The organism is Klebsiella sp. HC6, from assembly GCF_022605325.1.
GTDB lineage: Bacteria > Pseudomonadota > Gammaproteobacteria > Enterobacterales > Enterobacteriaceae > Klebsiella > Klebsiella terrigena.
Genome location: NZ_CP093276.1, coordinates 2,896,701 through 2,916,177, shown reverse-complemented (window position 1 = coordinate 2,916,177; position 19,477 = coordinate 2,896,701). Strand labels below are relative to the sequence as shown.

24 protein-coding genes and 1 pseudogene are annotated in these 19,477 nt (G+C 48.7%); 13 read left to right on the top strand and 12 right to left on the bottom strand.

Features of this window, described 5'->3' with window-relative positions:
* Window position 1: 1 nt before the first annotated feature.
* A complete protein-coding gene (mgtS, locus tag MMW58_RS14225) occupies window positions 2-97 on the top strand; it encodes a protein MgtS (protein ID WP_004102377.1) in 96 nt (31 codons plus the stop codon).
* A 307-nt stretch (window positions 98-404) separates the two neighbouring features.
* Here mgtS and MMW58_RS14220 read toward each other — a convergent pair whose 3' ends face one another.
* The 3 genes from MMW58_RS14220 to MMW58_RS14210 all read right to left on the bottom strand — a co-directional run bounded on the left by MMW58_RS14220 (window position 405) and on the right by MMW58_RS14210 (window position 3,045).
* Complete coding sequence (locus MMW58_RS14220; protein ID WP_041145653.1) at window positions 405-977, bottom strand: YceI family protein; 573 nt, start codon at window positions 975-977, stop codon at window positions 405-407.
* Complete coding sequence (locus MMW58_RS14215; protein ID WP_241723645.1) at window positions 974-1,546, bottom strand: cytochrome b; 573 nt, start codon at window positions 1,544-1,546, stop codon at window positions 974-976. Before MMW58_RS14215 ends, MMW58_RS14220 begins: the two co-directional genes overlap by 4 nt.
* A 299-nt stretch (window positions 1,547-1,845) precedes the next feature.
* A complete protein-coding gene (locus MMW58_RS14210) occupies window positions 1,846-3,045 on the bottom strand; it encodes an MFS transporter (RefSeq protein WP_241723644.1) in 1,200 nt (399 codons plus the stop codon).
* Between the two features lie 103 nt (window positions 3,046-3,148).
* Here MMW58_RS14210 and MMW58_RS14205 point away from each other — a divergent pair, with 103 nt between their 5' ends.
* Window positions 3,149-4,066 carry a LysR family transcriptional regulator gene (locus MMW58_RS14205; protein ID WP_241723643.1) on the top strand — a complete coding sequence of 306 codons (918 nt, stop codon included), beginning with the start codon at window positions 3,149-3,151 and terminating at the stop codon, window positions 4,064-4,066.
* Window positions 4,067-4,315: 249 nt separating this feature from the next.
* Complete coding sequence (locus tag MMW58_RS14200) at window positions 4,316-4,798, top strand: glutathione peroxidase (protein ID WP_241723642.1); 483 nt, start codon at window positions 4,316-4,318, stop codon at window positions 4,796-4,798.
* Between the two features lie 189 nt (window positions 4,799-4,987).
* Here the strand turns inward: MMW58_RS14200 and MMW58_RS14195 are convergent, their stop codons facing one another.
* Together MMW58_RS14195 and MMW58_RS14190 are read right to left on the bottom strand one after the other, a co-directional pair.
* Entirely contained in the window at window positions 4,988-5,284 is a 297-nt protein-coding gene (locus tag MMW58_RS14195) for a chorismate mutase (protein WP_133599682.1), read from the bottom strand.
* Between the two features lie 164 nt (window positions 5,285-5,448).
* Window positions 5,449-5,661, bottom strand: a complete 213-nt coding sequence (locus tag MMW58_RS14190; protein ID WP_371823012.1) for a LysR substrate-binding domain-containing protein — start codon at window positions 5,659-5,661, stop codon at window positions 5,449-5,451.
* Between the two features lie 124 nt (window positions 5,662-5,785).
* Here MMW58_RS14190 and MMW58_RS14185 point away from each other — a divergent pair, with 124 nt between their 5' ends.
* The 5 genes from MMW58_RS14185 to MMW58_RS14165 all read left to right on the top strand — a co-directional run bounded on the left by MMW58_RS14185 (window position 5,786) and on the right by MMW58_RS14165 (window position 9,513).
* The gene (locus MMW58_RS14185; protein ID WP_241723641.1) at window positions 5,786-6,766 is read left to right on the top strand and encodes a GlxA family transcriptional regulator; all 981 of its coding nucleotides are present in this window, start codon (window positions 5,786-5,788) and stop codon (window positions 6,764-6,766) included.
* Between the two features lie 78 nt (window positions 6,767-6,844).
* Entirely contained in the window at window positions 6,845-7,855 is a 1,011-nt protein-coding gene (gap, locus tag MMW58_RS14180; RefSeq protein WP_133599680.1) for a type I glyceraldehyde-3-phosphate dehydrogenase, read from the top strand.
* A gap of 377 nt (window positions 7,856-8,232) precedes the next feature.
* On the top strand, window positions 8,233-8,532 hold the full coding sequence (locus MMW58_RS14175) for a MerR family transcriptional regulator (protein ID WP_241723640.1): 300 nt from the start codon (window positions 8,233-8,235) through the stop codon (window positions 8,530-8,532).
* A gap of 29 nt (window positions 8,533-8,561) precedes the next feature.
* Entirely contained in the window at window positions 8,562-9,023 is a 462-nt protein-coding gene (locus tag MMW58_RS14170; RefSeq protein WP_159236913.1) for a DUF2569 family protein, read from the top strand.
* A 25-nt stretch (window positions 9,024-9,048) separates the two neighbouring features.
* Window positions 9,049-9,513, top strand: a complete 465-nt coding sequence (locus tag MMW58_RS14165) for a hypothetical protein (RefSeq protein ID WP_241723639.1) — start codon at window positions 9,049-9,051, stop codon at window positions 9,511-9,513.
* A 292-nt stretch (window positions 9,514-9,805) separates the two neighbouring features.
* Here MMW58_RS14165 and MMW58_RS14160 read toward each other — a convergent pair whose 3' ends face one another.
* Window positions 9,806-10,639: a LysR substrate-binding domain-containing protein gene (locus MMW58_RS14160; protein ID WP_241723638.1), complete on the bottom strand. Its 834-nt coding sequence runs from the start codon at window positions 10,637-10,639 to the stop codon at window positions 9,806-9,808.
* Between the two features lie 186 nt (window positions 10,640-10,825).
* Here MMW58_RS14160 and MMW58_RS14155 point away from each other — a divergent pair, with 186 nt between their 5' ends.
* On the top strand, window positions 10,826-11,152 hold the full coding sequence (locus MMW58_RS14155; RefSeq protein WP_241723637.1) for a gamma-glutamylcyclotransferase family protein: 327 nt from the start codon (window positions 10,826-10,828) through the stop codon (window positions 11,150-11,152).
* A gap of 345 nt (window positions 11,153-11,497) precedes the next feature.
* On the opposite strand, the gene MMW58_RS14150 is transcribed toward MMW58_RS14155, so the two are convergent.
* Window positions 11,498-12,889, bottom strand: coding sequence for a M24 family metallopeptidase (locus MMW58_RS14150; RefSeq protein ID WP_241723636.1), 1,392 nt, complete (start codon window positions 12,887-12,889; stop codon window positions 11,498-11,500).
* A 14-nt stretch (window positions 12,890-12,903) separates the two neighbouring features.
* A complete protein-coding gene (locus MMW58_RS14145) occupies window positions 12,904-13,665 on the bottom strand; it encodes a DeoR/GlpR family DNA-binding transcription regulator (RefSeq protein ID WP_241723635.1) in 762 nt (253 codons plus the stop codon).
* Window positions 13,666-13,913: 248 nt separating this feature from the next.
* On the opposite strand from MMW58_RS14145, the gene MMW58_RS14140 reads away from it, so the two are divergent.
* The gene (locus MMW58_RS14140) at window positions 13,914-14,129 is read left to right on the top strand and encodes a DUF6500 family protein (protein WP_045858294.1); all 216 of its coding nucleotides are present in this window, start codon (window positions 13,914-13,916) and stop codon (window positions 14,127-14,129) included.
* 50 nt (window positions 14,130-14,179) lie between these two features.
* Here MMW58_RS14140 and MMW58_RS14135 read toward each other — a convergent pair whose 3' ends face one another.
* Window positions 14,180-14,728 carry a GNAT family N-acetyltransferase gene (locus MMW58_RS14135; protein WP_133599673.1) on the bottom strand — a complete coding sequence of 183 codons (549 nt, stop codon included), beginning with the start codon at window positions 14,726-14,728 and terminating at the stop codon, window positions 14,180-14,182.
* Window positions 14,729-14,982: 254 nt separating this feature from the next.
* Here MMW58_RS14135 and MMW58_RS14130 point away from each other — a divergent pair, with 254 nt between their 5' ends.
* Window positions 14,983-15,216, top strand: a complete 234-nt coding sequence (locus tag MMW58_RS14130) for a DUF6434 domain-containing protein (protein WP_133599672.1) — start codon at window positions 14,983-14,985, stop codon at window positions 15,214-15,216.
* 38 nt (window positions 15,217-15,254) lie between these two features.
* Here MMW58_RS14130 and MMW58_RS14125 read toward each other — a convergent pair whose 3' ends face one another.
* On the bottom strand, window positions 15,255-16,214 hold the full coding sequence (locus MMW58_RS14125; RefSeq protein WP_371823002.1) for a GlxA family transcriptional regulator: 960 nt from the start codon (window positions 16,212-16,214) through the stop codon (window positions 15,255-15,257).
* A gap of 118 nt (window positions 16,215-16,332) precedes the next feature.
* On the opposite strand from MMW58_RS14125, the gene MMW58_RS14120 reads away from it, so the two are divergent.
* The gene (locus tag MMW58_RS14120; RefSeq protein WP_241723634.1) at window positions 16,333-16,974 is read left to right on the top strand and encodes an HD domain-containing protein; all 642 of its coding nucleotides are present in this window, start codon (window positions 16,333-16,335) and stop codon (window positions 16,972-16,974) included.
* A gap of 129 nt (window positions 16,975-17,103) precedes the next feature.
* Here MMW58_RS14120 and MMW58_RS14115 read toward each other — a convergent pair.
* Window positions 17,104-17,237: pseudogene (locus tag MMW58_RS14115) on the bottom strand (hypothetical protein); the annotation flags it as partial.
* Between the two features lie 334 nt (window positions 17,238-17,571).
* On the opposite strand from MMW58_RS14115, the gene MMW58_RS14110 reads away from it, so the two are divergent.
* Window positions 17,572-17,898: a hypothetical protein gene (locus MMW58_RS14110; RefSeq protein ID WP_241723633.1), complete on the top strand. Its 327-nt coding sequence runs from the start codon at window positions 17,572-17,574 to the stop codon at window positions 17,896-17,898.
* A 24-nt stretch (window positions 17,899-17,922) separates the two neighbouring features.
* Here MMW58_RS14110 and MMW58_RS14105 read toward each other — a convergent pair whose 3' ends face one another.
* Window positions 17,923-19,041, bottom strand: coding sequence for a colicin-like pore-forming protein (locus MMW58_RS14105; protein ID WP_241723632.1), 1,119 nt, complete (start codon window positions 19,039-19,041; stop codon window positions 17,923-17,925).
* Between the last annotated feature and the right edge of the window lie 436 nt (window positions 19,042-19,477).

The window sequence follows — 19,477 nt, the reverse complement described above, 5'->3', positions numbered from 1 at the left end:
CATGCTGGGAAATATGCATGTATTTATGGCAGTACTGGGAACCATTCTGTTCTTCGGATTTCTTGCTGCGTATCTAAGCCACAAATGGGATGACTGATGAACGACGATAATCCCCACCCTTAAACGCCCCTTGCTGCTAATGCATCAAGGGGCGTTCTGCTTTATTGCGCTCTGCCGATTACCACCCAGAACGAAAGCAATGTCGATAGTACCGAACCCGCGTCTTCGATTCGTGTTTTAGATATATTTTAGCTGCATCCCTATAGCTCCTTTTATCACGCTGATTGTCTTAAAATGTCCCTGTCTGAAAATACGAGCAATAAATAGTTACTCAGGTATTACAGGGAAAGAGTGCCTGTATAACGAAGTCAACCCCGGACTTGTTATGTCCGGGATTTATTCAATTACTGCTGGACGCCTTCTACGGAGATAATAAGCTCGACATCCTGTGAGGCCGGGCCCAGGTCGCTTTTAATATTGAAGTCTTTGAGGTGGATGCTGCCAGTGGCCTCAAATCCGGCACGCTTGCCACCCCACGGGTCATCGCCCTGACCAATAAGTTTCGCATCCAGAACAACGGGCCGGGTAACGCCATTCAGCGTCAAATCACCGGTAATCTCCAGCTTCTCACCGCTCTTTTTAACCGCCGTCGATACAAACGTCGCCTCAGGGAACTTGCCCGTATTGAGGAAATCGGCCCCTCTCAGATGTTTGTCACGTTCAGCATGATTGGTGTCCAGACTGCCGGTAGCAATTTTAACGTTAACCTTATCCGCCGATGGGTTACTTTCGTCATAGGTGAAGGTGCCATCAAAATCTTTAAATGTCCCGTACAGCCAGCTATAGCCGAGATGTTTTATTTTAAAGTTTACAAATGCGTGTTGGCCCTCTTTATCAATCTTATAATCCGCCGCTAAAGCAGAGCCTGAAACGAACAAAGCGGTAAACAGCGAAAGTCCCAGCAGGTGTTTTTTCATTTTTTCACTCCAGAGTGTATTGACGTTTTACCCAGCATTCTGAGCAGCGTTGCGTCTTTATCAATAAAATGGTGCTTAATTGCCATCAGGCCATGAAGAATGGATACCACCACGACGCCCCATGCAACCCACAGGTGTATTACGCCCGCAGTATCAGCCTGTATCGCGGCGTCAGATATGAACGCGGGTACAGAAAACCAGCCAAAGACGGTTATCGGTTTGCCATCGGCTGTGGATATGAGGTAGCCGCTAATAACAATAGTGAACAGTGCCAGATAAAGTAACACGTGAACGAAACCGGCACCTATGCGAGTTATCTTTGAATAGCTTTTTAACGGCTGAGGCGCAGAGGATATAAACCGCCATAACACCCGGATGATTAGCCCCATCATCAAAAGGATACCGATCCCTTTATGGATATCCGGAGCTTTATGGTACCAGGTATCATAATATCCTAACGTCACCATCCACAGCCCGAGCGCAAACATCCCATACACCACAGCAGCCGTGAGCCAGTGCAGGGTTATGGATATAAAACCATAAGCTGATTGTGAGTTTTTCAGACGCATTTACCCAGACTCTTTCATGTAACAAAAAACACAAAATGACTTCATTTAATTAATAAATCAATCATTAAGTTAACCTCAATGTGAAATTTTATTGGCATTCAAATTTATTGTTCAAACCTAAGTTTCTCTTACAAATATTCCGCATACACAATTAAAGAAGATGCTTCCTTTTTAATCTTTTATTTATTTACGTAAATTACGCTTACATAAACTCAAGAAAACATTCATTTCTTTGTTTAAGCCCGGAGAGCGTTTCACAGCCAGATAGCGGCGCGGATAGACATAAACATTTGAGCCGTTCAAAGGAGGTCAGGCCGGAGAGTCCGTTTAGCCAGTTTCTTTTGCAGGATGATAACGATAATTGGCAACCCTGCTGCGGAAATTGCACATATCACCAGCAGCTTGTTCATATTTTGTGGTCCCATGCCGTGCTCAGGTAATAACAAAGCGGACAGGAAAAATGCGCCGGTTGTAATCAGATACATTATTGATGTCTGTAATGAAGAGAATCCAGCGCGCTGCCCGTCATCAGGAAACTGAATCGCCACCGCCGAAGATGAAACCAGGCGACTGTAGGATGCACCAAGAAATAACGTCATAAATAACGCCGCATGCTGATAGCCGAGAATGGGTATTAGCAAACTCAGTATAAAGACGATGGTTGACCCGCTAGCCAGCGTCAAAGCGGAAAAACGGGAAGTTAGCACGCCGGTAATTTTTGTAGACAGGTAGCCTGTCATCCCCCCGACGAAGAACAGCCAGGGCAACAGGTCTTGCGAAGCGCCCATCTGCTGGGTGATTAAGGGTACCAGAACCGGAATAACCAGCATGGGACTAAACTGGACAAGCGCATTGCTGGAGGCAAACAGTAAAGTATCCGCATCGAGAGACTGCGCGGGGAGCCTGTCAAAAGAGACGGGGTCCTGGGGTATGATGAATACAATCAGCGGTAATGCCAACAAACAAAGCGTACTAATTAACCACAAAGCGACATGCCAGCCATAATGCGTACACAAAAATAATATCGTGGGCATGCCTACAATGCTTACCAGCGAAAATGACGCAATGACCGTCGCCAGCATCTTTCCGCGCAAATGCGTCGGGGCGTTGTTTATCAATATACTTATCCCCACGCCCATTGTCGTACCTCCAACTAATCCTGCACAGAATCGTAGCGTCAGCAGAAGACTAAAACTGGCGGTGAAGGTAGTCAAAAGTGTCAGCAGGCCTAGCAGCGCCATATTGGCAATTAAAAAACGTTTCTTATTGAAACGACCAATCCGGTAAAAGGCGATAATTCCCGAAAGGACGGCACCTGCGGTGTACATACCGGATACGTAGCCTGAGAAGGAGACGGGAACGGCGAAATCGGCTGCCATAAAAGCAAAAATGGGGTTGAACATCATATATTCCAGCGCATTAGCGAACTGGATAAAAGCCATTACAGCGGCTATCCGCATGAGGGCTTTATGATTAAAAGTCGGTGTGACCGGTGACATAGCAAGCAACCTGTGGATGAAGGAGACCCGAGTTTAACCCCTATCAAAAATATTCATTAGATGGTAAAAGTGACACTCATTATTATCATATATGGGATAATTGATGCGTCCGGCTCTTGATTTTAATACCCTGAAAGTGTTCATTGCCGTGGTTGAAAGAGAAAGTTTTGTGGGGGCGTCGAAAGCTCTTGAAATGCCGAGCTCTAACGTGAGTCGTTGTATTTCTCAGTTAGAAGACAAACTGAATCTTCAGCTCATTGAGCGCAGCACCCGGCATATGAAACTCACCCAGGCGGGGCACCTACTCTATACCCGAGCGAAGCCATTACTGGAGGCGCTTGAGCAAACTGAGACAGAATTAACATTGCGGCAAATGCAGCTCAAGGGCCCATTACGTATCTGCATTCCCAATGAAATAGGGCCTGCGCTGCTGGGTTCTGTTGTTGCCGATTTCGCCTGTCAGCATCCGGAGCTGGAGATCAGCTGCGTCACCAATTTGTCAGGTTTCGAATCCCTGCGCGAGGATCTGGATTTAGCGGTCATTGTCAGCCGCGGTCAAATGGATGACAGTGACTACATCGCCCGTCATCTGCTGACGATCCCCTGCACCATCGTTGCAGCCCCCTGCCTCATTCAGCGGTATGGCACCCCTTCTCGTATACAGCAATTTGAAGAGTTACCCTGTATTACCACGGTAAGTGCGCTGAAAGGCGCGCCCTGGCAGTTCGTCAATAAAAAGGGGGGATTCGAAACCATTAAGGTCAGAGGTCATTATCGGGTAAACAGCGGAGAGATGGCAGGACGAGCCGCGGTCTCAGGTGTCGGTTTTGCCATTCTCTCTAAGCAGGCCTGCCAGCCCTATATTAGCGATGGTCGGTTAATCGAGATTAAGTTTGAACAATCGGTAGCCCCACTGCAGCTGTTCGCAATTTATTCAGATCGCCGCTATCTGCCCGCTAAAACAAGAGCGCTAATTGATTTCATGCATCAGCAGTTGAGCAATATATCCTTCGCAACGTAGGGCAGCGTGGAATAGCCGCAGAGAGTCCGGCCGGCATAATAAAACTCGCCTCAACGCACAACCTCCGCTCCTCGCTCAAAGCCGTCCCAGGTCGTCGCGCGTGGCTGCCTGATGCCAGAAGCATATATTGTTCGTATAATAGCGTTTTAAACAGGCTCTATTCACCGCGACCCGCGCCGCGCGCACCGGCAGCCATGCGCTACGTGGCAGCGTCGACGTCGAATGGGTGCGGCTATGAGGAATTTCGCCATGACCCCCTTTTATCAACTGACTGCCACCAGCCTGCGCGGCCAGCGCATCTCTATGGCCGACTATGCTGGCAAGCTGATTCTGGTGGTGAATACCGCCAGCCATTGCGGCTTTACGCCACAATACGCTGGCCTTGAAGCGCTCTACAAGAAGTACGCCGCTCGGGGTCTGGTGGTGCTTGGTTTTCCCTGCAACCAGTTCGGTAAGCAGGAACCCGGCGGCGCTGACGAAATAGCGCAGACCTGTCATATCAACTACGGCGTGAGCTTCCCAATGTTTGAGAAAGTGGAGGTCAACGGCGCCGCATCGCATCCGGTGTTTCGTTATCTGAAAGACCAATTGCCGGGCGTGCTCGGGGGGCGGATCAAGTGGAACTTCACTAAGTTCCTGATTGGACGCGACGGTAAACCGCTCAGGCGTTTTGCTCCGTTCACCACCCCAGAGAAAATGGAAGCCGCAATCATTGCTGCACTTGAAATCTAAGCATTCCGGTAATCAGAGTCCGCCACATCCGGAGCACTTCCGTTATCTGCGCGAGGTTAACGTCCGCCGCTCGCGGCGGGTTCAACCGATGGCTTCGCGGACGCAGGTAGAGTGCGATTGGCGCCGCGGATAAAAGCGCAATATTTATATCGATAGCGTTGCTTCAATACGGATCCTTGTCGCGCAACGTCAGTTCTTATGCTGTTGTAACTGGCGATGTTGCTCAAGCTCATATTCAATGAATGCGTCTATCATGCTCCGATAGACTTTCTCAATAATCACTTCAGGAAGCCCTGCCTCAGTCGCTTTCTCGCGAACCCGATCGATAACCTGCTGCACGCGTTCCGGAGCACGAACGGCGGAGCGATCGCTTTTAAACGCGGCGGCTGCTTTCACACATTCTGCGCGTTGAGCAATCAATTTGACCAATTCGCTATCTATCCGATCGATACAACCCCTGACATCTTCAATGCTGGAAAAAGTCACTTCGTGAACCCCTAAGCTAGTACATGAGTTCAACATAATAGATCAAATCTCAATTGATACCAGCTCCGGGAATGAATTAATGAAAGGCCGGCGGTTCTTTCCTTCAATAGATAATGCCTGCTCCTGGCTCAACGCTGCCCGTCATGCCAGCCTGCGAAATTGGCTTAACGATACGCGCAGAGCGGTTGAGAACGGGATGACTTCATCCAGTTTTCGGCGAGGAAATCGACAAAGCGGCGTATTCTCGAAGAGAGGTGGCGTCTGGCGGCCCATAGTGCACAAAAGTGCCCCTGCCTGACGCACGAACCCGGTAAAACTTCTCTCAAATCCCCCTTCTCCAGCGCGTCGCGAACGACAAAATCAGGTACGTAACCTATGCCCGTTCCCGCCGTGATTATGCCGATAGCGGCTGCAATATTAATAGAGGCTAATGCACTACCGGCCGGTATCAGTTCAATATGTTCTGTTGACTTATTCTGTAAAAGGAATACTTTTCAGGACATGAAGAAGATACTTATTATTGTCCCCGATGGCGGCATGCTGTTTGAATCCGCCGGTATTGCCGACATTCTGATGCAGGCCAACCGCCTGCATCCGCAAGGCGCTACGGACGCCTGTTACCAGGTTCAGCTGGCGACAACCCAGCCGCATCAGGTTATCCATGGTCAGTCGGGTTTAAATCTACTGGCGGATCATCGCCTGCATGAGGTAGACCCTCGCGAGCCTCTCGATACCATCATTATCACCGGCAGAGGTCAAAACCCGCAGGAAGGAATTGCGGTGGTCGACTGGCTGCGCCTTGCCGCTCCCCATGCCCGTCGAATTGCCTCCATTTGCGGCGGTGCGATGCTGCTGGCGCAAAGCGGGCTGCTGGACGGCAGACGAGCCACTACTCACTGGAAACTACTGGAAACCCTGCAGGCAGAATTCCCTCAGGTGCGCGTCGAAGGCGGACCGCTGTACGTTCAGGATGAACACATCTGGACATCAGGCGGGGTCAGTTCCGGCTTTGACCTTACCCTGGCGCTGGTTGAGGAGGACTACGGCTTCAGCCTCGCCCGCGACATCGCCCAGGACTTCGTCATGTACCTGCGACGTCCCGGAGGACAGCTGCAGTTTAGCCGCTACAACCTTCAGCAGACCAGCACCCTGGGCCCGATTAACGATCTGCTGGCCTGGCTTCTCGAGAACCTCACCGCCGACCTCAGCGTGGAAAAACTGGCGGCAAAAGTCGCCATGAGCCCGCGTAACTTCACCCGCGTATTTACCCGGGAAACCGGCGCTTCGCCGGCGCGCTACGTCGCCGAGGCCCGCCTGGCCGCAGCCCGGCAGCGTCTGGAGCAGACCAACGAGACGCTGGATCGTATCGCCGAACAATGCGGATTTGGCAGCAGCATTAACCTGCGACGGCTATTTGAAAAACAGCTTCACCTGACGCCGGGAGAATATCGCCAGCGCTTTCACTGCCGCAAAATGGCGTAAAGTGATCCTTTTTTGTCATTTACGCCAACTGGCGACCGACCTACATTACCTTCAGAGACAACAGATAAGGAGTTGATCATGGTAAAGGTCGGTATTAACGGTTTTGGCCGTATCGGACGCAACGTACTGCGTGCTGCACTGGGTAATCCGGATATTCAGATTGTGGCAATTAACGATCTGACGGACAGTAAAACGCTGGCGCATCTGCTGAAATACGACTCGCTGCTCGGCAAGCTCGACGCCGAGGTCACCGCCGGCGAGGGGCAGCTTGTGGTCGACGGTAAACCCATCACCGTGTTCAGCGAACGCGACCCGGCTAACATCCCGTGGCGTCAGAGCGAGGTTGATATCGTCATTGAAGCCACCGGCTTCTTCACCGATCGCGACAAGGCGGCGGTGCATATCCATAGCGGTGGCGCAAAGCGGGTGATTATCTCCGCCCCCGGTAAAAACGATGATTTAACCATCGTGATGGGCGTTAACGACGGCCTCTACTCCCCGGATAAGCACTACGTGGTCAGCAACGGTAGCTGCACCACCAACGGTTTGGCGCCCGCCGCGCAGGTTCTGCACCAGCATTTCGGTATCAAGCATGGCCTGATGAATACCACCCACGCCTACACCAACAGCCAGGCGCTGCACGACCAGCCGGAAAAAGACCTTCGCGGTGCCCGCGCTGCGGCACTGTCGATTGTGCCTTACTCCAGCGGTGCCGCGAAGGCGCTTGGTAAAGTCATTCCCGAGCTGGATGGCCGCTTAACCGGCTACTCGCTGCGCGTACCGGTTCCGGTGGTCTCCATTGTCGACCTGACCGTCACGCTTGAGCGGGATGTGACGCCAGAAGAGGTCAACAATGCGTTTCGTGAAGCCGCCGCGGCGGGACCGCTGAAAGGGATCCTCGGCTATAGCGATGAACCCCTCGTCTCAAGCGACTACCAGGGCGATCCGCGATCTTCCATTATCGACGGTCTGTCAACGCTGGTGATTGGCGGCAATATGGTCAAAATTCTGGCGTGGTACGACAATGAATGGGGATTCTCTAACCGCCTCGTCGACCTGGCGCTGCTGATGGCAAGGCGTGAACGCTAACCCCCCTGCTCTTTCCCTTCCTCTAAAATCCACGCCTGGCGTGGATTTTTTATCTCTGTCGCGAGCGAGTAGCCGCATGGCGGCGTATTGAAAGTGAGTTTGACGGTGGGACAATCGATCCTTAACGGCAAAAGCGGAGTTTGAGCTCGTGCCTGACGGCTCCAGGGATTGTTAGTGAGCTTATGCGAATTGCGGCTAACAAGCCTCAGTTCAGCGTTGAAGGAATGTGTTAACTCGCGAGCAGCTCCCGGACAATCTGTCCGCTTGCTCCCAGAATCGTTTGCATTTCATTTTCTCTTCTACAGTTGGGACGGATGTCCTGGGATTGACTTTTTTTAAAGTATAAGTTTAATGTCAAGAGACTCACCGGAGATGAAATGAAGATACGCGATCAGGCAAAAACGACGGGGCTTACGCCTTCCCGCATCCGCTATTACGAGGCGGAAGGCCTAATCGGTGCCCCTCCCCGCCAGAATAATGGTTATCGCCATTATCCACCTGCGACCGCGCTGATACTCATGCTCACTGACCGGGTACAGAAATTTGGCTTCACGCTTGAGCAAATCCGGCAGGTATTACCTCAGGGCAAAGGAACCTGGAACCATGAAGGATTCGTGGCTTCTCTTGAGTCAAAGGGTGATGAGCTCCGACTCCTGCAGCAGCTCAGGGATAGTTAGCAGGAATACTGAAATAACAAGGATGCTTTATGCAAGAAAAAAATACAGCCGTAAGAAAAACAAAAGAGCCCAGATTTGGCCCGATCCTGCTTGTTATAATGTTATCAGTTTGCTACATATTAATAACAAGAATAGATCTAATGCATACGTTTTTGACTATATACGCGTCACTGGATGATGACTCTCAGGTAAGGGGATACTTCATAATTTCTTTTGTTGCTCTTCTTATCCTGTCTGTTTTATGCGTTTTTTTCCTTTATGCTTTCTTTAAAAGAAAAATAATAACCAAAAAACTCCTCCTCTACATTTACACCATTTATATATTAATTCCTGCCGCAAGCTATCTGTATGGCATTTATGTGGTAGACGTCGGAGTCGATATCATCGCCGCTGGATATATTGACAATCTACTGATTGATATGATTATTTTTTCATTATTTATCTTGTACATTTATTTATCAGAAAGAGCAAAAGCGATTTTTATAAACTAACGCCAATGATAACCAGGACATTCAGATGAAGATTTACTGGACCAAAAAAAGCATCCCAGAGTTAGCGGAACTTCCGCAAGATTTAAGAAGGAAAAATTTTAAAAATGCATACAACGCCATATCTACCCACATTGAATACTGGGTCGGAGCTGGCATAGCATTTCTTTATATTGTATTTTTCTTTAGGGCATATGATTATTTCCTGCCGGGACCAAACTCATTCCCGAGAGATATAGTAAGAACGGTCGTCGTTGTCTACCCAGCCATGCTTATCTGGTTCCAGTTCACTGTTTATGGTATGAGGAAACATTATCGTCACATACTGGAAAGAGAAAAAAACGAAAAAGAGGAAACGGACGTAGAAAAATTGATTCGTGAAGCCGACGCCAGAGAATATAAGCAATGGATGCCTTGTCGTCGCCTGGCTCTTATCATAATAATGATAACAGGACTGTTACTTTTCATCGAGCTAGCCAGAACGACATATTGAAAACAATTTACAGGAAAAGGAAAGTTACGACTTTCCCTTGCAGCTCAACTAATTAATTTGATCAGCAGCTATCAATATGTTGGCGAATTTGATAGATGAAAAATCCTGCTCCCTGCTAATCCCCACATGCCAATGTCAGTAGAAGGCTTCAGTTGACCCTGACCCCGAATATGCTCCAGCCATCATCAGGAATAACCGACAAATAAAAAGATAAAGGAGCCTCCTGGCAGGCGTCATATTTGCCACAGGAGGTTCGCTGTGTGCCAGGAGCGGATTATTTTTAGATCGCCATTTAATCCTCCAGCAAGCTCATTTCCTCAGAGAGCCATTGCCTGAGCATTCGTATTTTAAATGAATCCTGATTATCTGAACGGTAAACTAAATCGTACCCCCGCTCAGCCTTAAGTCTGTGCTGCGGAAACGGAGCAACAAGCCTTCCCGCTGCTACATCATCTGCAATCAGAACGCTGCGTCCCAGAGCCACGCCTTCCCCACGTAGAGCTGCGTCAGTCGCCATGCTGCCGAGAGTCCATAAGGGCCCCTGACGGCAGCGGAAATTTTTATCTCCGGCCATTGCAAACCATGCCTCCCAGTTCGCCTGCATTCTGTACTCATGAAGAAGAACGCAGTTTGAAAGCGCCTTAATCTCTGTCAGACCATTATGTTCCTCAAGAAAACCTGGACTACAGACAGGGGTGACGGTTTCATCGAAGATACGCTCAGACGAAACGTCGCGATAATGGCCAGGGCCGTAACGAATTGCAGCATCTACCTGACCATCATTAAGATCCACGTTAATGTCAGTAACATCCAGCTGAATATCAAACTCAGGATATCTCCGTCTGAACCGGCTAAGACGCGGGGCCAACCACTTACTGGCAAATGAAACCGTTGTACTGATACGTAAACTCTTTGCCAGGCTCCTTCCACGCAGATGCTCGGATTCCCTCATTAGCTCACTCAGAAGACGGATAACGGTACGATGAAATTCAGCCCCTTCCTCCGTCAGTATTATCTGTCGGGTCAGCCTGAAAAATAGTTTTAACCCCAGATGCTCTTCGAGCTTCCGGATTTGCCGGCTTATCGCACCATGCGTTACGTGCAGCTCCGCCGCTGCCAGTGTCATGCTGGAGAGACGGGCAGTGGCTTCAAAAGCACGCAGAGTCTGCAATGGGGGGAGACGATCAAATATCATACGCGTGATAATAATTCACGCATGTTGTGAGAACAAATGATTTGTCAGGCCAGCGTCCGATAATCAAAATTTACACGAAGAACGTTTTTCATTTCCATAACGAAAATCGGAGGAGTGATGGGCAGTTTGTTTGTTTACGGGACACTTGGTCCAGGTCGACCTAATGCTCATATTCTTGAGCATATCGGCGGCGCATGGCAGGAAGGCCATGTTGGTGGTTCTTTATCGGATAAAGGTTGGGGTGCGGAGATGGGTTATCCGGGAATTGTATTGGATGATTCAGGTGATCGTGTACAAGGATTTCTTTTCACGTCAGATAATTTACAAAATCATTGGCAGCTACTCGATGAGTTCGAAGGTTCTGAGTATGAGCGGGTAACGGTAGAGGTAACTATATCTTCCGGTCAGACAGTAAAATCATACATCTATATGCTCAAAGCATAAACAACAAGGCCCGCTGCGAGCGGGTTACACAATGGCTAAGACATCTTGTACCAATCGATCCTTAGCGTACATGCACGATTCTCTGAGCCGATCGATGTCCGCAGCCGCCAGCCTCAGGTTCTCTCTCACCGGCAGCACGGCGAGACCGCCTCTGACGCGAAGCGCGGCAGCCTGACAATCGACCGGTATCTTCGTTCGGGGCACGCTGGACGAAAAAAAACCGCAGAGATGTGGCGGGCTGATTCAACAGTGCAAAATCCATTTAATGCAAACAGCATCACCATAACCGGGCGTTATTATATGACTTCCGTCACAAAAGCGCGCCTCCCCGTTTGGGGGGAGACGTTATTGAACGGCAAACGCCTTATCTTTCGCCAGCAAGAACGGCCGCAGATACGCCACCGTATTTGATAGCGGGATCGCCTCATCCGCAATATTAATATGAAGTACATTGCGGATATACTCGCGACGAGCGGCGATACGTGCCCACAGTTCAGGATAAGATGCCTGGATTTTTTTCTGCAGCGCGGCGTCTGCTAGCGCCACGCTCTCCTCTGCGCTAACCCCGGTATAGCCCGCTACGGAGGGAATAATATCGATCTGCATAATCATCCCACTCTTCAGCATTTCCTCCGAATGACGGTAGACGGGAGAGGACATCCACTCCTCATCAGCGCTGAGGTGACCCGGATTGAGGTGCCAGCCATATTTTTCTTTCGGCAGAACTGACTCAACCAGATCGTACAATTCGCAGCCAGGCATCCCTGTTTTGATGTTTTCCAGCCAGCTGACGACTGCCGCAAAATACGGTTTTGCCACACGATCCAGATAATCTTTCTGATTTTCAGGGAGCTCGCTCTCGTCTGCTATCACGAAGCCGGTGCGGCTGGATAGCCCGCCCTTAAAGCCGGTGGTCAGTGAAAGAGGATTGCCGCGCTCCACTTTTTTATATGTCGGGTAGAAGTTCGCTTTTTCAAAACGTTGACCGGCTGCTGCAATGGTCACAACGGTCTGATACTGCCCTTCTGCGGCCAACAGCGCGCCGAGTTCGGTTTCACGAATCCCCGGCTCTACCGCGTTCATGGCATCCAGAATAGCGTTGGAAGCCAGATTTGCGCCGTACTCATAGTGGGCAATTTCGTTGTCATTATTTGTGCTTCGGGCACCTTTATCGCCGCGAATAAACAGATGAGCGGCATTTTCGAGAACCACGTTTGGAGCGATGCTATTTTTAACAGCCTCAACGATAAAGTAAGGCAGGTCGAAATATGCCTTATTATCGGCCAGAGTAGATGTGAACATTTTCCAGCCGACCAGGCCAACTTTAGACCGGGTGTTCAAGCCCGACTCAATGAACAGCGCTTCGAGCGACTTTTCATTATCCATTGGCTGATTAGGCAGAGAGAAATATGGACAATGTTTCAGAGTGACCGGAATACGGCAATAGTTAGCCATTTTCAGGTTCTCATTTCCCAGAATAACCGTTGCGCTACCTGATTTTTCGAGGATTAGCAGGCCCTCCTCAAACCGAGGAACAAACCCTGTCAGGTACTCAAAGTTACCGCCGTGCTCTTTATCCGCATAGATAACGAGTGCATCGAAACCTTCCTCATTCATTCTCGCCAGAACTTTATTTTTTCGTTCGAGCATAGTTGCATCGCTTAAAAATACAGGCGGGACATCGGTGAATTTACGCGGGGCTTCGGCAGTTTGCAGCTGGATATCTTTAGAGTACATAATTTACCTCGCAATCAAGTAGCAGTCAGAATCAGTTCAACGTCGCTTTCCTGCAACGCCTGAATAAAACTGTCGTCAGGATGTATATCCGTAATAAGACAATCAATCAGAGACAGGTCACACACCTTGAAAAAGCCTGTGGTATTAATTTTGCTGTTATCTGCCAGGGCTATGACCCTGGTCCCCTGCATGACCATCTGCCTTTTCACCAGGCCTTCTTCTTCGGTATGAATGAAAACGCCTTTGTCAGAAATGGCGAAAATTCCCAGCAAAACATAGTCAACATGATATTCAGCTAATTTCTGAATGGTTTCACTGCCGAACAAAAAGAGCTGCTCTTTGTGCAGTTTCCCAGGCAAAAGCTTCACATCGGCTGTTGCGTTTTTAGCCAGCCTGTTGGCATTGGTTAAAGAGTTAGTGATTGCCAGTATGTGCTTATCAGCAAGTTGAGGAATAACGGCTTCGACCGTGGTTGACGCATCAAAGATGACGCTGGCGTTGTCCTGGATTAACTCTGCTGCTTTTTTAGCAATCTTTTCTTTGACCGGGTTAAGGGTTCCCGAGCGCTGGCTGTAATCAAAAATCAGGGCATCACGGCTGTTGATCACCGCCCCGCCATGAGTCCGCTTGATGACGTTGTCCTGTTCGAGCCTGATCAGGTCACGCCTGATGGTGTCTTTAGACACACCCATTCGCGAGACAAGTGTTTCTATCGAGACACTTTTGTTCTCCTGAATGATTTTTTTAATTTTGTTTAAACGATCCTCAATGAACATCGCTACCTCCTCAATGCAAACAGCCTGGCATGATGTGCACTATTTTGCAATATTTAGATCAAACAAGCACCATTTAATGCAAAATAATGCATTTAGATGCAGATAGTTTCTATTCAACCCTGTCATGACCTGAGTCTACGCGCCGCGGCGACAGCCGGCGCTGGTTGAATGCGGTGTCCGTATCGCCTGCCGCGTCGGCGGATGTTATTTTAAATAGTCTTAGGTCTGACGAATAAAAAGGAGAGCACGTGCGGGCAGCAATGAAGGAAAAAATCATCACCATCTGTGAGGCAAAAATCGTGGCTAAGGGCAGTAACGTGGGTCTTTCGTTCTACGCCTTTTTTGCCAATAAAAATGATGACCCTGAGCTGCTGATGGAGGTTGCGCACTGGTGGATCATGGAGATGAAGCTGGATCATTTTGAAAAGGCAGAAAAGATAAAAGCCCTCGTTTTAGATATGTAACGAAGAGAGCGGCCTGCTGCTCACGTGTATTAGCTTACGGCTGAGGCCGCTCAGCCTCGGCTCTGACGGTTCCACTCCTCTCTGGTTATTTCCCATAATTCGGAGTCCAGCTCCCCTTCTATATACTGTTTCTTACCGGTTTGAATCAGGCGCATCCCGGCATTCAGGGATATTTTTTTGGAGGCGTCGTTTCCGCTCGCCTTCGGCGCTCGCAGGACCTCCCGGTTAAGAGAGTTAAACCAGAAATCCGTCACGATACGGCAGGCTTCGGTCATATAGCCCCGGCGTTGCCACTCCGGCACCAGCCAGAACCCACGATTGTTGTCCTGCTCGTCCGAGAGGCAGATATGCCCAATAATAACCGCCGGCTCTTCCTTGCGCCGGATTGTCCAGTACCAGGCCGTGCCTTTTTCTGCGGCCGGCAGCGCAATCTGGTTAACATAACGGCTGGCGCCATCCTGCGGAAAAGGCCACGGAAAGCCGGCGGCAAGATAACGAACAATCTCCCATTGCGGAAATATTTGCTGAATCTGGAGGGCATCTTCGGCCTGAAGCGGTTGAAGATAAAGACGTGAAGTTTCCAGCTTAGGCGTTTTCATATGTCATCCATAAACGATTAAATTAGAGGCTCAACGATTAATAGCATCATGCCCATTACGGGAAAATTTTCATTCTCTTTTGGCGTTTCTCACCGATTCTTTGCGCAGCCATTCACCGGGCGCTTTAATTACGGCGGCGTCAGATATTCCTTAGAGGCCGTCTCTACGCGAGAAGCGGATATTCAATATTGCCGCCGGTTGGGTTAAGTTGTAGCACGGCGTCTTAGCGATAGCTAACCACGGGAGCGGGAAAGGTGAAAATTGACTGGCATAGTGCGTTACTCACGCGTAATACCGTTATTGATAAAGAGTACAAGAATACGCAAAACGTCCGCCGCTTTATGCTCAAGGAGTGTGGGGAGGATTTTCGGTTTGACCGTGAATTCATGGCATGGATCCGTAACGATGTCGCCAAAAGTTTGGGTGACGTTGTCGATGAGTGGAAGCGCAGGCAGCGACGCCCGAAAGAGAGTGCCCCTCTGCGCTGACGGGTTTGTTGGTCGCCAGCGCCGCGTGGCCGCATTATTTATTTATCGGCGGCATAAATTTTTTGGTACATCGCCGGGCTCATCCCCGTCACTTTGACAAACGCCCTGCGCATGACGTCGCCGCTGCTGTATCCACACATTGCGGCCACCGATTTGATCGGTAGCCGTTCGCTAAGCAGCTCCCTCGCACGGGCTATTCTCGCCTGCTCCAGCCACTCTCCCGTACTCACGCCCATTTCCTGCTGAAATACCCGGTTCAGATGGCGAACGCTGAGGTTGATGTGATTCGCCATCTCCGCGGCGGTACCTGTGGTATCCAGATTCGTCAGCACCCAGCGCTGCAAATCCTGCAGGGCCGCCCGGCCGGTGGTTGAAACCTGCTGTTTGCGCGTGAAGTGCCCCTGTCCCCCGGGGCGACGGAAAAACATCACCAGGTTCGCCGCGACATCTCGTGCAGTTTCGCGCCCAACGTCTTCTTCAATAAATCTCAGCGCCAGATCCATACCCGAAGTGACGCCGGCGGCCGTTCTCACCGGACCATCAGCAACGTACAGAGCATCGGCATTAACCTCTATTTCGGGATGACGTCTGGAGAGCTCCCCGGCGACGGACCAGTGGGTGGTGACCTGACGGTGATTGAGTAGCCCGGTTTGCGCCAGCAGTAGCGCGCCGGTACAGACTGAACCGTACCGACAGCTGAGCCGGCAAAGCGCCGCTACCGCCTGGCGCTGGTGTTCAGAGAGTTCGCGTTCGGCCATATCCGGCGATCCGGCGATAAGAAACGACATCGGCCCGCTGGCGGAGTAGTCGGCAAGCGAGCCGTTTGCGCGCAGGCTAACCCCGGAAGACGCGTGAATCGTCTCCCCATCAAGAGAGACAACAACCGACCGGTATATTTGCCGACGGAGGATGCGGTTAACCTCAGCGAAGGCGTCCAGCGGCCCTGCGACGTCAAGCAGCTGCACGCCGGGGACGGCCAGAATCACGATACTGTGCACTATTTTTTCTCCCCAGGTCCGGATTTAACCGAATGTCCTGAATTGCATGAATATTACCATTATAGCCATAAGCGGGATCTCTTAGAATGGTGGCGAAACATTCCACAGGAGATTAATCATGCAATTTACCGTACAGGGTATTCGCATACCCGACACGCAGATGGCCCGTGATGCCACGGCATTCATCCGTGATACTGAATCGGATCTACTCTTCAACCACTCCAGCAGGGTCTACTACTGGGCGGCCCTGGCAGCCCGCAGGCGGAACGCGAAGGTCGATCATGAACTTTTATACGTGGGATGCATGTTCCACGACATCGGTTTAACGCATGAGCACTGCAGCTGTGATAAACGCTTTGAGGTGGACGGCGCGAATGCGGCCCGCGAGTTTATGCAAGGCTATGGGATGAAGCAGCAAGATATTGATAAAGTGTGGACCGCTATTGCCCTGCACACGACGCCCGGCATCCCGGAATTTATGGCCCCGGAAATTGCGCTTGTTACCGCCGGCGTGGAGATGGATGTTTTGGGCATCGGCTACGATACCTTCGAGGATAAGGAGAGAGCTGCCGTCGTTAACCAGCATCCGCGCCCTGACAACTTCAAGGAGGAGATTATCCAGGCCTTCTACGATGGCATCAAGCACCGCCCCGAAACGACGTTTGGCAACGTGAAGGCGGATGTTCTGAAGGACAAAGACCCCGGCTTTGCGCCGTTTGATTTCTGCCGCATCATTCGCCAGTCGCCCTGGAAAGGCTGATCCTCTTCCGGCGCTACCCGGGCAATATCAACGGTTGTCCGGGGTATTAAGAACCGCTTTGCTCCATTCATGGATGTAGCGACTCGCAATCCATTCCGCCAGGCTCACAATAACGGCAAATCAACACCGTCATATTGACAAACTGACTGCCAGCATTCTGTCAAGCAGTTCAGATGTGCGAGCCTGTCAGGTTGATTGTTAAACAATGCACTTATTTCAGCAGATTTTGCATCAAACTGCTCCACCATATCCTTCAGCCAGTACACTTATACGGCCAACGTCAGCCACGACGCGAGAAGTTATAGCGTTCTTTAATCTGTCCGGAAACTCGCATTCACGAAAATTAGGATAAACAGGTTCTCAGATAGTGAGTGCATTTATTGCTGTATTCAAGCGAAAACAACATGGAAGACAACACAGACGAAACCAGAGTGCCTCTAAAAACCTATAAGGTTAACCCCTTTTACCTAAGGCGACCATGACGCGCTGAAGGCCTTTTATCTAGCCTTATATGGCCTTAAAATTAAGTTCAAGATGATGTGCAGTGGAGTTTAAGTATGGTACTTTGTATCTACATCATAAAAAGGATGACTACATATGACTAAAGAATATTATTTAAAAAACATTTCACTTGGTTTCCTCTGGGCTGCTGTTTTTATTTTCATTTGGTTCGATGACAAAGATAAAATATTTTTAGTAAGTTCCCTCTCTCTTATTAGTGCAATACTCTTCCCGTTCTCGAGGTTATTTTTAGAGTCAGTTTTATCAAAATTCATCAGCGAGAAATTCAAAGCTAACAGGTCAACAAAAAATACATCAGCGGAAAACGGGTTATTTGCTATATTTTATACAATTACTTTTATATTTACGCCACTAATCATCATTATTTTGTTAATCTGCAAAGCAGTGAAAAGCTCCAGGTAAAATATCTGGAGCGGTACTTTGATATTAAACACCAATTGATTTATTAATTTTTTCCATGAGTTTTTCATCAACAAGGGCACTTACAGAGGCCATTATTACAGCAAATGTAACAACACCTAATGGAGTGACCAGTATAATTGAGAATGCCCAGGCAGTTAACCAACTAGCGCCGAGTCCGGCAAAAATGGATTCGGCTTTAACAAAGAATGGTCGCCAATTGTTGGACTCAATTGACTTTCTAAGCTCAGTAACCAAATCATAACCATCAATAGTTTTATCTACTAAGCCGAATGCTTTGCCAAACGTTTTCAGATTTTTGACTAATTCTGTTCGTTCGACTGCTTTTAATTCCAGAGAAATAGCTTTTCGGCGTGATTCATTATGTAATTTATCGAAGTTACCTTTAAACGTGCCGTATGATTTTATAGCGTTATCAATACTGCGAAGATTTTTATCTTTTGCTGACTCAAAGAGTTCTTTGGCAATTTTTTCTTGATTTTCTCCAAATTTCCCATACAAGTCATTAAAAAATCCAGAGGTTTTTTTGAGAGCATCTTTTGTTTCCTGCCGATCTTTCTCTCCGCGCTCATAGGTGTTTGTTAGCGCAACGATTTCTTTATTGTATTTTCTTGTGCCAATTCTGTCATTACCCTTACCGCCACCATTAATTTCATAGGTTTCGACAATTTTAGTCATGACTTTATTATCACTAACCCAATATCCATTCGGAATAATTCCTTTTAGCACAGAGTTATATACATCCAGAGGTAATCCATATTCGGCCGCTGGGTTTTTACCTGTATATTTTACGTTCGAAGGGCTCTGGTTATTACCGTAATTTCTAGGATTATTTTTGTCTTTTTCGATTGCTGAATTAAGCGCTCTGACAAGACTGCCGGAACCATCCTCAACTAGAGAAGAATTTTCATAGGTCATAATAACCCCATTCACAACCGGCCTGCCATAAGTATCAATTCTAATCGTCCCCCATTTCGTCTTAATGGTATCACCGTATTTTAGCACTGACCAATTAATACCACTTACCCCGCCTCCGCTCTCACCAGTATTACCTCCTCCCGTACCGTTAGATCCACCCCAATGGATATTATCACTGCCACCGACAGTCATTGTTTCTTCAGGCATATTAATCTCCTTATTAAAAATCATAAAAACACTGTGAATACATACAAAAAATTTAAGCTACCCCTAGCTGGAGAAAAAGTCAATCCAGCTATAAAATCAATTTACACCTTGATTTAAATAATAAATACCTAAGTTACGATACTTTGTATAGCCTGTTAGTTCTTTTATTATTTAAACTAAAGTGTTTTTAAATTTATACATATTAAATATCAACCCATACACTTTTCTTAGTATGTTATATGAATAACATGCTAAATCTTAATTTGAGTAAAATAATGGTTTCCTCGCCGTGCAGGTTGGTTCCATCTAACGCGAATAACAGTGTGGCGGTTATCAGTTTCCCCCGAGTCTGGTATCCTGTTTTCATTGCTAGCGCCAGGTATAACTGTATCTTTTGGTCCTTAACAAGGCCCGTCATATGCCGAGTTCAGACATT